Source organism: Acidobacteriota bacterium, from assembly GCA_039030395.1.
Taxonomy (GTDB): domain Bacteria; phylum Acidobacteriota; class Thermoanaerobaculia; order Multivoradales; family JBCCEF01; genus JBCCEF01.
In genome coordinates, this window is sequence record JBCCEF010000006.1 from 127,218 (window position 1) to 138,988 (window position 11,771).

The following is an 11,771-nucleotide window of genomic DNA, read 5'->3' on the forward strand; positions in this document are numbered from 1 at the left end:
CTGAACTCATCGGCGAAGCCGTTTTTCAGCATTCTGCTAGCCAAGGCATTGGTGGAGGCGGCGGGAATCGAACCCGCGTCCGAGAAACGCGTTCCGGCAGCTTCTACGTGTGTAGCCTGACTTTGAGGATCTCGTCCATCGCGCTTTGGAATCAGGCTTCCGGCGCGGGGACCAGCCTCACTGAGTAATCCGGGAACGGCACGAGGCCGACCGAACCCTTAGATCCGTATTAGCGTCGCGATGGACGAGCGCCACGGATCAGGCTCCCGTCATCACGCGCGGCTCTAGGCCGCGAGAGCGAAGTTATCGTTCGCAGTTATTTTTTCTTTTATCGAGAGAAAACTCGACACGCTACCACCGGCTCGCTCTGTTCCCCGTCGAAGCCGGTACGCCCCCTCAGTTGCCAAAGAACCGCGTCCTATACAACGGACGGAGGCGGGGCGAAATTCCCGCCGTCGGCCTCTTCGCCATCCGGCGCATCCTCGGCCAGCACCTGATCGACCAGGGCCAGAAAGTCCTCCGGCGTGCTGGTTTGCAGCCGGGTGATGACCAGGAACCAGCCGGAAAGGGCCAGGATCGCCCCCAGCGGCGCGAGCGGCAAGAGAGCCGGAAAGAAGGGCCACAGAACCGTCGACAGTCCGCCGACGCCCGCAAACACCAGGATCCCCGCTGCCGCCGTTTGTACCCGCCAGGTAGTTTCTTCGAGGTCGAGGCGCAGGTCCGTGTGGTCGCCGGTCGGGTCCGCCCGCAGAAAGCCCCGCGCCACACCAACGCGAATCCCCGCCAGGACCGGCAGGCTCAGGCGGCCGCCGGAACCCTCCTGCTGCCAGTCGGCCCCCCAGGTTTCGGCCGCTTCTCTGACCGCCCTGAGAGCCGCATCGCGCTTCACTTCGACCCGCTGGGTGAAGACTCCTTCTTCCTCGGCGGCCGCCGGTGGGGTACTCACGCCGCCGCACCGAGAGCGATGCGCTCGAAGTGTTCTTCGACCGCCGTCACCACCGCCGCCGCGTCGGCGCAGCCGCTGAGCTTGCGCCGCAAGCTCAAGCCCTCCGGCAGGCCGTGGCTGTACCAACCGGTAAAGCTCCGCACCTTGTGCAGGGCGAAGACGTCGTCTTCGCGTTCGATCACCGTGCGGAAGTGGTCGAGAATCAAGAGTCGGCGTTCCTCCAGGGTGGGATCTCGGTAGCGTCCGCCGGCCAGGCGCGCTGCGGCTTGCCGAAAGAGCCAAGGATTGCGGGTGGCGCCGCGGCCGATCATCACCCCGTCACAGCCGGTTTCGGCGAGCATGCGGACGGCGTCGTCAGCGGTGCGCACGTCGCCGTTGCCGAACACCGGGATATCGACCGCTTCCTTGAGACGGGCAATGGGCGACCAGTCCGCCTCGCCGCGAAACATCTGCTTCGCCGTGCGGCCGTGCATCGCGACGGCGTCGACCCCCTGGTGCTGGCAGATGCGGCCCAGGTCCAGGTAGTTGGTCCGGTGATCGTCCATGCCGAGGCGGAACTTGACGGTGAGGGGAATCGAGATCGCCCGGCGCACCGTTCGGATGATGCGCTCGGCGAGATCGAGATCGGCCATCAGGGAGGCGCCGGCGCAGCCCTTCAAGACCTTGTTGGCGGGACAGCCCATGTTGATGTCGCACAGGTCGGCGCCCATTGCCTCCACCTGCCCGGCGGCCTCCGCCATGGTGTCCGGGCAGGAGCCGTAGATTTGCACCGACAGGGGCCTCTCCTCCTCGCAGAAGTGGAGCAGTCGGAGCACCCGGGGGTCGCCCTCGACCAAGCCGCGGGAGGAAAGAAACTCCATCGTCACCAAACCGGCGCCTCCGATGCGGCGGACGATCAGGCGAAAGTCCCGATCTGTCACCCCAGCCATTGGGGCGAGGATCAGCGGCGGGTCAACGGGTACCGAGCCAAGGCGCAACACGGGGCGATTCTATGCGCTCTTTGGAGAATTCGCCTGTGCAGGTGGGGGTACGCGCGCCTCGCGAGGCGCCCGCTTGCAGCGCCATCGAGGGCGGGAACGCCTCGCGAAGCACCTCCGAGGCACGCGGTTCCGGAAACCAGGGTTTACGACGGCTCGCGATACTTGAGCGTGGGGTCCTGCCGAGCGCGGTCCAGGTAGTCGAGGAGTTCGCGGGCCATGGAGGCGCTGACGGTCTGCTGGCGGGCCGCTTCCTGGAACAGGATGAGAGCGGCCATCGCTTCGCGGTGGACATCCTGACTCTGGAAAATCGGCAGCATTTCCTCTGCCAAGGCGGCCAGCTCCCGGTGACGCCCCTGCTGGGCGTAGAGCAACGCCAGGTCGATGGACACCATGGCGGCGTCGTAGCCGATTCCGACGGCGATGGAGTCCTGGCGGACCTCCAGAAAAGCGGCCTCGGCGTTCTCCGAATCGCCGGTCTCGCGGGCGACTTTGCCCTCGAGCCAGGTGAGCCGCCGCTGCATGGCGCCATCGGTGAAATGCCGGCCCAGGGATTTGGCCCGAGCGAGGGTCTCCTGCGCTTCGTCGAGGAGTCCGGCCTCCGTCTGGACCGTCGCCAGGTTGCTGGTGATGGCGGCCACTAGCCGCGGGTTGTCCGCCGGCCGGCAGGAGCGCAGAGCTTCGCGGAAGGCGTCGATGGACTGGTCGAAGTTCTGCTGGAAGTAGTGCAGGTTGCCGAGCTTGACGAGGGACTCGGCGACCCGCCGGTTGTCCCGCGCCAGGCGATAGTGGAGTGTGGCCCGGCGGAGCATCATGTCCGCTTGGCGGAACTTCCGCTGATCCGTCTTGAGGGAGCCCTCGAAGAAGTCGACCTCGGCGTAGACCAGTTTGTCGGTGATCCCTTTGGCTCGCATCAGGGCTCGCGCTTGCTTGAACAGGGAGTCCGCCTCGGGCAAGTCGCCCTGCGCACGCCGGGCGTTGGCCTGGTGGGCGAGGGCTCGCACATGAACCTCGGTGGTGAAGGTCGAAGGTTCGGAGCGGCAGGCGACGAGGACCGCCAGGTCCGCAAAGTGCTGAGCGTTGTGAAGGTCCGCCGGGAGCCCTTCGCTGCTTTTGGCGAGCAGCCGATCCGCCAGCATGTGGCCGCGGAATCGTTTGTGGGCCCGCAGGATCTTGCCCTCCCTTTCGGTGGGCTCCATCGCCAACAGGTCGGCAAAGTCTCGCTCCACCACCTGGCGCTCTTCCGCCACTTGCCCTTCGTGGGTTTTGGCGTGGGAAATCAGTCGGTCGAAGATGCCTTCGTAATTCGGCACCTCGCCGGTGGGGTTCTCCCGCCAGGCCTCGATCTCGGACCTGCAGGCCGGGCAGATTTCCAGCAGATGTTCGACGATCAGTTCCACCAGCGCCGAGGGATGGATTTCCCCGCGGGTGATCGCCTGTAGAAGTTCGGTATTTACATGGACATCAGACACGTCAAGTACCCCTCCTCTCGGAGAGCATACTCCTTCGAGGGGCAGTTCCGGAAAGGACAGGGTCGCCGAACCACCGCCCCAGGGGGCCGAAAAAGGTTGTGGAGAAAGGCATTTCTCTTGGCCCAAAAAGATTTCATGAAGAATTTTCAGAAGAGCTTGCGCAGGGGACCGGCGGGGTACTGCCGGCGCCTGCGCCCTCTCTTCGAAGTGGGTGAGTGGGACGGGCTACCGTCGGCCGCTGGGATCGTGCATCGGGCCCAACTCGCCTTCGCCGTGGATCGAGAGCGGCGCCGCCTCTTCGTCCTCGTTCCAGATCTTCGTCAACCACTGGGTGGCGGAAGTCCAGATCTGATCGAACCAGCCGGCTTCGGACAGGGTCGCCGCCTCGGGTTCGTCGGAGGGCAAGGCTGCCATCGGCAAGGCCAAGCAGGCGGCGAGGACCAAGGTGGCGACGATTCGCAGGGCGGGAAGGGTCGTGAAGGTGTGGTTCTGAGTCATGGGTAGCCTCCTAATTAGGCATGGAAGAAGTGGATGGGGCTGCGAGTTGCAGGGCAATCTCACGCCCCTGCTCATAACAGTGCGCTGAAAGGGATTCTTTAGGCCGGAATAGTCGTGATCCGTGGCAGAGAGGTGCCTCGGGTATCATCCAGCGGATGGCCTGGTACAAAGAATGGTTCGGCCAGGACTACCTCGATCTCTATTCCCACCGAGACCAAGAGGAAGCCGAGAGAAACATCGACTTCGTGGTCGAAAAGTTGGGGCCTCACCGCCCGCGGGCGGTGCTCGATCTAGCCTGTGGCGCCGGGCGCCACACGGAGGCCCTGCGGCAGCGCGGCTACCGGGCTTTGGGGGTGGATCTTTCGTTGACCCTGCTGCTGCGCCGGCCGGCTCTGCCGCGGGTGCGGGTGGATATGCGCGATCTGCCCTTCGCCCAAGGTTCCTTCGATTGGGTGCTCAACTTCTTCACTTCCTTCGGTTACTTCGAGAGCGAGCGGGAGAACTTCCGGGTGCTTCAGGAAGTGGTTCGGATCTTGGCGCCGGGTGGGCGGTTCATGATCGATCTGATGAACCGGCAGCGGGTGCTGGCGGAACTAGAACCCCACGAGCTGCGCCGGGAGGAAGACCGGAAGGTCGAGATCGAGCGCTGGTACGACGCCGCCACCTGCCGCATCAATAAACGCATCACCCTCCGGCCACACGCCGCTCCGGCACGTACATACTTGGAGAGCGTGCGGGCCTACGATCTCGACGAGGTCGTCGTCGGGTTGCGCTGGGCTGGATTGGATGTCTTGGATATTTTCGGAAACTTCCGGGGAGACCCCTACGATCGTGACAGCGAACGCCTCATCTTCGTCGCTTGCAAAGGCGCCTGACGACCCGCGGGTCGACCTCGCGGCCAACGGCCTCCTGCCGCCCTTGCCGGCGGCGTTCATCACCGGCCGAGACCGCGATCTGCTGGAGCCGCTCCGATTTCTCGCTCCCGGGGAGCCTTTGCCACCGCGGCCGGAAGCCGGCCGGCCGCTGGTGGACCGCGCCGCCGTCGCCGAGGCGTTGCGGATTTCCAACCGCGCCTTCGGCAACCCCCGAGCCGATCTCCTGGCGGATCGCCTGGCGGATCCGGCCACCCGGGTGGTGGTCACCGGTCAGCAGCCGGGGCTCTTCGGCGGCCCTCTCTACACCCTGTCGAAGGCGGTGGCGGCGGCGCGCTGGGCGACGGCCCTCGAAGAGCGCGGCGAGCCGGCGGTGCCGGTGTTCTGGGTGGCGACGGAGGATCACGACTTCCGGGAGGTGGCGGCGACCACCCTGCTCGGCCGAAAGGAAACCGAGCGCCTGGACTTGGGAGACGATCCGCTACCGTTGACGCCGGTGGGCATGCGCACCTTCGGGTCGCCGCTGGCCGGTGTGCTCGAACGGACCGCGGAGGTACTCGGCGGAGACCGCTGGACCGGTTGGTTCGAAGAAGTGGCGCGCTGGTACCGGCCCGACGCCCGCTTCGGCGAGGCCTTCTGCCGCCTGATGAGCCGGCTGCTGGGCGACCACAGCCCGCTGTTCCTGGATGCCATGCAGCCGGAGTTGAAGCGCCTGCAGCAGCCCTGGCTGGAGCGGTTGGTCCGCGAGCGCCAAGCGGTGGGCGAAGCCATCGCTGCGGCCGAGGCCGCGATCGAGGAGCGCGGCTATCCTCTCCAGGTCACCCCCCAGAAGGATGTTTCGCCGCTCTTCCTGCTGCATGAAGGGGAGCGCCGGCGCATCGAATGGAGGGGCGACGGCTACCGGCTGCGGGGCAGTGGCGACGCCGGCGGCTCGATCGACGACCTGCTCGAGATCCTCGCCGACAACCCGACGGTGGTGAGTCCCGGGGTGCTGGCCCGGCCGGCCATTCAGGACGTGCTCCTGGGGTCGGACCTCCAGTTGCTCGGCCCCGGCGAGATGTCCTACATGCCGCAGGCTGCGGCGGTGTACCGGGCGATCGGTGTGGCGGCGCCGTGGACCACCCTGCGCCCCCAGGCGCTGGTGATCGAAAGCCATCAACTCGAGCACCTTGAGGGCTTGAACGTGTCGCTGGCGGAGCTGCTGGGGGATCGCTCGCGCCTCGACCACCGCCTGGCCGGTGGTTCGGCAGCGGATCCGACGGTGGAGCCCCGCCAACGGGTGAAGGAGATTCTCGACGATCTCGAAGGTGAAGCGCTGAAGGTCGATCGAAATCTAGAGCGCCCCTTGGAGAAAACCCGCCAACAGATTCTGCGCGCCCTCGACAGGCTGTCCGAGAAGACCATGGCCGCCGCGGCGCGGTCGGACCAGGTGCGGTTGCAGCGGGTGGAGCGTCTGCGCGACACCCTGTTGCCGGCCGGCGCGCTACAGGAGCGGGTGGTCTCCACAGCGCACTATCCCGGCAAATACGGCGACCGCTTCGTCGAGAGCTACTGGCGGCAGATGACCCTGGACGGCGGAATCCTGCAGGTGATCACGCCGTGAGGACCGCCGTGCGATGAGCGAAACCGTCGACGTCCTGGCTATCGGAGCCCACCCGGACGATGTGGAACTGGCCTGCGGCGGCACTCTGGCTCGGCTGGAGGCGTCCGGTCGCCGGGTGGGAATCGCCCATCTCACCGGCGGTGAGGCGGGCACCCGCGGCACCGCCGCCGAGCGCCGGCGCGAAGCGGAGGCCGCCGCCGAGGTGCTGAGGGCGGCACACCTCGACATCCTCGACTGCGGCGACGGTGCCCTGCGGCGCGGCCTGACGGAGGAAGAGCAGGTGATGGCTCTGCTGCGCCGTCGCCGGCCGGACATCGTGCTCGGACCGCCGCCGGCCGATCGCCATCCGGACCACGGCCGAGCGCACGAACTGGTGGCCGCAGCGGTGTTCTATGCCGGGCTGCGCTCCCGTTCCCGGGGCCGGGGCGAGGCTCACCGACCCGGAGCTTTCTTCCACTACATGCAGCACGACCTATTCGAGCCGCGTTTTATCGTCGATGTCTCGCCGGTCTGGGAGCGCAAGGTCGCCGCCCTGTCGGCCTATCGCAGCCAGCTCCACTTTGGATCTCAGGGGGGATCCGAAGGGGACGATGGCGAGGAGCGCGACGAGCCGATGACCAAGGTGGCGACGCCGGCTTTCTCGCGCGCCGTCGAGGGGCGCGCCCGGCACTTCGGCGAGGTGATCGGGGCGGAATTTGGAGAGCCCTTCGGCAGTCGCCAGGCGCTGGCCGTGTCGGACCTCTTCGCGCTGCTGCCGGGAGGTGTTCGCTGATGAAGATCGGAATTAGCTGTTACCCCACCTACGGCGGATCCGGCGTGGTGGCGACGGAGCTGGCGATGGCTTTGGCGGAGGGCGGCGACGAGGTCCACGTCATCAGCTACGCGGTGCCCTCCCGCCTCTCCTTCCTCAATTCGCGGCTGTTCTTCCACGAGGTTACGGTGCCGCGCTACCCGCTGTTTGAGTTTCCGCCCTACTCGCTGGCCCTGGCGACCAAGATGGTCGAGGTCGCCCGCCACCACCGGCTCGATGTGCTGCATGTCCACTACGCAGTCCCCAACGCTGTGTCGGCGGTGCTGGCGCGGCAGATCATCCACCCGCAACCGCTGCCGGTGGTGACCACTCTGCACGGTACGGACATCACGCTGGTCGGCATCGACCCGAGCTACCGGGAAACCACCCGCTTCGGCATCGTCGAGAGCGACGCCGTGACCACCGTGTCCGAGTCCCTGCGCCGCACCACCCTCGACGAGATCCACTGCGACCTGCCGATCGAGGTGATTCCGAACTTCATCGACGCCCAGCGCTTCGATCCGGCGGCCGGCCGGCCGGGGGCGCGCCGCTGGGCCGCCGCCGGCGAAAAGGTGATGGTCCACGTCTCGAACTTCCGGCCGGTCAAACGGGTACTCGACGTACTAGAGGTCTTCCGGCGGGTGCACGAGCGGGTACCGACCCGCCTGTTGATGATCGGCGACGGGCCGGATCGGGCGTCCGCCGAGCAGTACTGTCGCGACCACGGGATCTGCAACGCCATCACCTTCGTCGGCAACATGCCGATGGTCGAAGAGGGCCTGCTCGGCGCCGATCTCTTTTTGCTGACATCCGAAACGGAATCCTTCGGCCTGGCGGTGCTCGAAGCGATGGCCTGCAGCGTGCCGGTGGTGGCGACCCGGGTGGGGGGCGTGCCGGAGGTGGTGGCCGAAGGCGAGACCGGCTTCCTCTGTCCGCTGGGTGATGTCGAGGCGATGGCCGGGCGTTGCCTGGAGTTGCTCCAGGATCCGTCGCGGGCGCGTCGCTTCGGGGCCGCCGGCCGGCGCCGGGCGGTGGAAGAGTTCGGCCAGGATCAGGTGGTGGCCCGTTACCGCAGCCTGTATGAACGTTCCCTGACCGGTTCGTCCGTGGCGTCGTCCGCCGTCGCCTCACCGGTGCTCCCTTCCGGCGGGTGAAGACCTACCGTGCGCCGAGGTCTTCCGGGCGAGGTGAGATTCGCGAGAAAGGATCCCGCTTCCTCGGCGTGCTCCTGCCGGTGACCTCCGAAGGCGCCGCCACCGCGGCTCTCGATGCCGTCCGGCGCGAGTTTCCGAGCGCCACTCACCACTGTTTTGCTTGGCGTATCGGCCGGCGCGCCGTCGAGCGCAGCTCGGACGATGGCGAGCCCTCCGGCACCGCCGGCCAGCCGATCCTGCGAGTGCTGCGCGGGGGCGATCGCTCGGACGTTCTGGTGGTGGTCGTGCGGTGGTACGGCGGCACCAAGCTCGGCAAGGGCGGTCTGGCGCGGGCCTATGCGGCGGCCGCCCGGCAGGCCGCCGAGGCGGTGGCCTGGACCGTCCGCGCGCCGACCGTCGGCGGCTGCGTGACCGTGGGCTATCAGCAGATCGGGGTTCTCAAGCGGCTGGTGAATCCGCCGTTGGTTTCGCTCGTCGGTGAAGACTACGGCGTGCGGGTACGCCTCACCCTGCGGATACGCGAAGACCAGCTCGACTCGTTCGAGGCGGCCCTGGCGGACCTGGGAGCCACCTTCGAAGTCGCGACGGAGAATTGAATCTCGGAGCCGGCCAGCGCGTAGGCAAGTGTATCGAGATCGCGGTTTCAAGAGCCTCGAGGGAAGGGCGCAAAGAATTGATCGCCGAGGCGGCGAAAAGCGGTGTGTATCGGTGTAGGCTAGATCCCGGTTCTTGGAGTGGGTTTGGCAGCCGTCTTGGCCGCCGTTTTTGGAACGACCGGGCGGCTCCAGCCGCGATCCGGTACATCCCGGCCCGTCTGAAGTGGGGACTGGTACACTGAGAGCCATCGTCAGCTTTCGATTTCACTCGCATCAAAGGAGAGGACCTTGACCGAACCTCCTGTGCCTCCGAGCCCGGGCGATAGTGCTTCGCCACCTCCACCGCCACCCCCGTCGGCGCCGCCACCTCCGCCCTCGTCCGGTGGTCAGCCGAGCCAGAATCGTGGGCTGATGATTGTGCTGTCGTACCTCTGGCTCCTCGCCCTGATTCCGCTGCTGGTGGAAAAGGACGACCGCGAGGTGCAGTGGCACGCCAAGCACGGCTTGGTGCTCTTCGCCGTCGAGATCGTGCTGTGGATCGGCCTGTTCATCCTGGGCATCGTGCTGGCCTTCGTGGGCGATATTGTCGGATGCTTCACTACGGTGCTTTCGTTCGTGGCCTGGATCGGTATCTTGATTCTGCACATCATGTGTATCGTCAAGGGCGTCAACGGTGGACGCATGATCGTGCCGGGCGTGAGCCAGTACGCGGATCGCTTCTAGACTGCCTTTCTCACCGGCAACCTACTGCGAGTCCGTATGTCACTGAATCTGCTGCGTTATCCGCGGAACCTGCTCCTCGACGTACTACCAGTACGCCTTCGTGGCAGAACCCACGGATGCCTTGCATCTTCAGCGACCTACGGCCTCTCGCAACGGTCGCCGACGAGAAATCCAGGCTGACGGGAATCCGTGCGGTCGGGGTGGCGATGGCTGCTGTGGGCCGGAGTCCCGGTGCTCGCCACCGGGGCCGTCCTGGCTTTGCGCTGGTCCGCCACCGCCGACATCGCCGCGGCCGGCCCGGCATGCTGGATCCGCGTGGCGAGCGGCGTTCCGTGTCCCGGATGCGGCATGACCCGGGCCTTTGGCCGTCTCGCCGCCGGCAACCTGTGGCAGGCTTGGGCCTTTCACCCGCTGGCGCCGATCGTGGCCCTCGAGATAGCGATCGGGTGGCTGCTGTGGGGCGTTCATCTGAGCGGCCGCTCGGTGAGCGCCCTGACGGGTCGTCTGGAGCCGCTGCTGTGGGCTCACGTGACGGTTCTCGGGGCGCTGTGGCTCGGTCGCCTGGCCACCGGTACTTTGCCGCACTGAGCGTCCGGCGGCAGGAAATCAATCGGCCCGCTCCGTCGGGCAAAACGCAGTAATGAAGGAGGGGAACCATGTCAGAACCGATGCACACACCGCCACCGCCGCCGGCCGGAGGACCTCCTGCCGGGGGACCGCCCTACGGCCCGACCTCGGATTCTTCCCTGCCCTGGGAGAACCGCTCGCAGGTCGGCTTCATGCCGGCTTTGATCGACTCGGTCAAGCTTTTCGTGACCTCTCCGCGCGAGGCCTACGCCCGCGCCCAGGAGAAGGGTGACTTCGTCAGCCCGCTGCTCTACGCGGTGATCATCGGCACCGTCGCGGGTATCGTCGGCCAAATCTGGGGTCTGCTGTTCCAGGGAAGTTGGATGGCGATGATGCCCGCGGAGTACCAGGACATGATGGGGCCGATGATGGCGGGAGGCGGCGCCAGCATCATCCTCACCATCGTGTTCATGCCGTTCTATATCGCCGCCTTCATGTTCGTCTGGGCGGGGATTGTCCATCTGATCTTGATGCTTTTGAAGGCGGTGGACGCTAACGTCGGATTCGAAGGAACCTTCCGCGGAGTCGCCTACTCCCAGACGGCATCGCTGGCGCAGATCGTCCCCCTCGTCGGCGGGTTGATCGCCATGGTCTGGACCATCTTTCTGTCGATCATCGGCATCGCTCGGATGCACAAGACGACCGAGGGTAAAGCGGCTGCTGGCGTGCTCATCCCGATCGGTCTGTGCTGCGCTTGTATCATCATCGCCTTCATCCTCGGCGGCGCGGCCCTGATGTCCGCCATCGGTCAGGCGGGAGGGTGAGTCCGGCCCGGCAGCTCGGTTCGATCTGGGGGGCCTTGGCGGTGGCGCTCGTCGCGCTGTCGCCGTGGGCTCCCCGCATCGCCGCGGGGCTGCCGGCCTGTCCCTGGAAGCTCTTGGCGGGGGTGCCGTGCCCCGGCTGCGGCACCACCCGCTCGGCGCTGGCCCTGGCGGAATTCGATCCCCTGGCGGCGCTGGCCGTCTCGCCGCTGGCGACCCTCGGTTGGGTGTTCTTGATCGTTGGCGGTTTGGTCGCCGGGGCGTTGGTTCTGCTCCGCCGGGAGCCGCCGATGCCTCCCGCCACGCTCACCGATCCGCAGCGCTGGGCGGTGATCGCGACGGTGGTAGCGAACTGGCTCTATCTGATCTGGAGCGGTGCCTGATCGGTTGCCCCTCCCCGAGCGAGAGTTGACCACCGAAGTGCGGCGGCAAAAGCGCTTCCTCGAATTTCCGTCGCGCGGGCGGCTGTTCGCCTGGATCCTGCTTCTGGCCCTGTTCGTGGACTGGGCCCGTCCCGCGGAGCGGCAAGTCAGCGTGCACCTTCTCACCGGCGGCATCTCCTTCTACCAGCAGTTTCTTTCTCCGGTCGTTTCGCGTCTAGGAACGCGATGCCGCTTCCATCCGACCTGTAGCCGCTACGGGGAGATGGCGATCCACCAACACGGTGCGTTGCTCGGTACGGCGATGACCGCCCGACGGCTGGTGCGCTGTGGCCCATGGACCCCGATGGGCACCAGAGACTTTCCTTGATC

14 protein-coding genes and 1 other RNA gene are annotated in these 11,771 nt (G+C 66.6%); 10 read left to right on the top strand and 5 right to left on the bottom strand.

Annotated features, from left to right (window positions below):
* Positions 1–49 precede the first annotated feature (49 nt).
* From ssrA to AAF481_08435, 5 genes are all read right to left on the bottom strand, one after another.
* Positions 50–396: a transfer-messenger RNA gene (gene ssrA, locus AAF481_08415) on the bottom strand.
* Positions 397–418: 22 nt separating this feature from the next.
* The gene (locus tag AAF481_08420) at positions 419–946 is read right to left on the bottom strand and encodes a hypothetical protein (protein ID MEM7481183.1); all 528 of its coding nucleotides are present in this window, start codon (positions 944–946) and stop codon (positions 419–421) included.
* Positions 943–1,926 (bottom strand): tRNA dihydrouridine synthase DusB, encoded by a 984-nt coding sequence (gene dusB / locus AAF481_08425; GenBank protein ID MEM7481184.1) that lies wholly within the window; start codon positions 1,924–1,926, stop codon positions 943–945. Before dusB ends, AAF481_08420 begins: the two co-directional genes overlap by 4 nt.
* Positions 1,927–2,069: 143 nt before the next feature.
* Positions 2,070–3,395: a tetratricopeptide repeat protein gene (locus tag AAF481_08430; protein MEM7481185.1), complete on the bottom strand. Its 1,326-nt coding sequence runs from the start codon at positions 3,393–3,395 to the stop codon at positions 2,070–2,072.
* A 225-nt stretch (positions 3,396–3,620) separates the two neighbouring features.
* Positions 3,621–3,893, bottom strand: a complete 273-nt coding sequence (locus tag AAF481_08435) for a hypothetical protein (GenBank protein MEM7481186.1) — start codon at positions 3,891–3,893, stop codon at positions 3,621–3,623.
* 155 nt (positions 3,894–4,048) lie between these two features.
* On the opposite strand from AAF481_08435, the gene AAF481_08440 reads away from it, so the two are divergent.
* From AAF481_08440 to yidD, 10 genes are all read left to right on the top strand, one after another.
* Positions 4,049–4,768 (top strand): class I SAM-dependent methyltransferase, encoded by a 720-nt coding sequence (locus tag AAF481_08440; GenBank protein MEM7481187.1) that lies wholly within the window; start codon positions 4,049–4,051, stop codon positions 4,766–4,768.
* Positions 4,725–6,368 carry a bacillithiol biosynthesis cysteine-adding enzyme BshC gene (gene bshC, locus AAF481_08445; GenBank protein ID MEM7481188.1) on the top strand — a complete coding sequence of 548 codons (1,644 nt, stop codon included), beginning with the start codon at positions 4,725–4,727 and terminating at the stop codon, positions 6,366–6,368. The genes AAF481_08440 and bshC overlap by 44 nt, the downstream gene beginning before the upstream one ends.
* A 13-nt stretch (positions 6,369–6,381) precedes the next feature.
* Positions 6,382–7,140 (top strand): bacillithiol biosynthesis deacetylase BshB1, encoded by a 759-nt coding sequence (gene bshB1 / locus AAF481_08450; protein MEM7481189.1) that lies wholly within the window; start codon positions 6,382–6,384, stop codon positions 7,138–7,140.
* Positions 7,140–8,312: an N-acetyl-alpha-D-glucosaminyl L-malate synthase BshA gene (bshA, locus tag AAF481_08455; protein MEM7481190.1), complete on the top strand. Its 1,173-nt coding sequence runs from the start codon at positions 7,140–7,142 to the stop codon at positions 8,310–8,312. Before bshB1 ends, bshA begins: the two co-directional genes overlap by 1 nt.
* Entirely contained in the window at positions 8,309–8,908 is a 600-nt protein-coding gene (locus AAF481_08460) for a YigZ family protein (GenBank protein MEM7481191.1), read from the top strand. Before bshA ends, AAF481_08460 begins: the two co-directional genes overlap by 4 nt.
* Positions 8,909–9,196: 288 nt before the next feature.
* Positions 9,197–9,631 carry a hypothetical protein gene (locus tag AAF481_08465; protein ID MEM7481192.1) on the top strand — a complete coding sequence of 145 codons (435 nt, stop codon included), beginning with the start codon at positions 9,197–9,199 and terminating at the stop codon, positions 9,629–9,631.
* A 231-nt stretch (positions 9,632–9,862) separates the two neighbouring features.
* Positions 9,863–10,219 carry a DUF2752 domain-containing protein gene (locus AAF481_08470; GenBank protein ID MEM7481193.1) on the top strand — a complete coding sequence of 119 codons (357 nt, stop codon included), beginning with the start codon at positions 9,863–9,865 and terminating at the stop codon, positions 10,217–10,219.
* A 68-nt stretch (positions 10,220–10,287) separates the two neighbouring features.
* Positions 10,288–11,022 (top strand): YIP1 family protein, encoded by a 735-nt coding sequence (locus tag AAF481_08475; protein MEM7481194.1) that lies wholly within the window; start codon positions 10,288–10,290, stop codon positions 11,020–11,022.
* Positions 11,019–11,402 carry a DUF2752 domain-containing protein gene (locus AAF481_08480; GenBank protein ID MEM7481195.1) on the top strand — a complete coding sequence of 128 codons (384 nt, stop codon included), beginning with the start codon at positions 11,019–11,021 and terminating at the stop codon, positions 11,400–11,402. The genes AAF481_08475 and AAF481_08480 overlap by 4 nt, the downstream gene beginning before the upstream one ends.
* 4 nt (positions 11,403–11,406) lie before the next feature.
* The gene (yidD, locus tag AAF481_08485; protein ID MEM7481196.1) at positions 11,407–11,769 is read left to right on the top strand and encodes a membrane protein insertion efficiency factor YidD; all 363 of its coding nucleotides are present in this window, start codon (positions 11,407–11,409) and stop codon (positions 11,767–11,769) included.
* The last annotated feature ends 2 nt before the right edge of the window (positions 11,770–11,771 follow it).

Excerpts from the sequence above, each read along its gene's own strand:
- bshA (MEM7481190.1), top strand. The coding sequence starts at position 7,140 with ATGAAGATCGGAATTAGCTGTTACCCCACCTACGGCGGATCCGGCGTG.
- AAF481_08440 (MEM7481187.1), top strand. The coding sequence starts at position 4,049 with ATGGCCTGGTACAAAGAATGGTTCGGCCAGGACTACCTCGATCTCTAT.
- AAF481_08435 (MEM7481186.1), bottom strand. The coding sequence starts at position 3,893 with ATGACTCAGAACCACACCTTCACGACCCTTCCCGCCCTGCGAATCGTC.
- bshB1 (MEM7481189.1), top strand. The coding sequence starts at position 6,382 with ATGAGCGAAACCGTCGACGTCCTGGCTATCGGAGCCCACCCGGACGAT.
- AAF481_08475 (MEM7481194.1), top strand. The coding sequence starts at position 10,288 with ATGTCAGAACCGATGCACACACCGCCACCGCCGCCGGCCGGAGGACCT.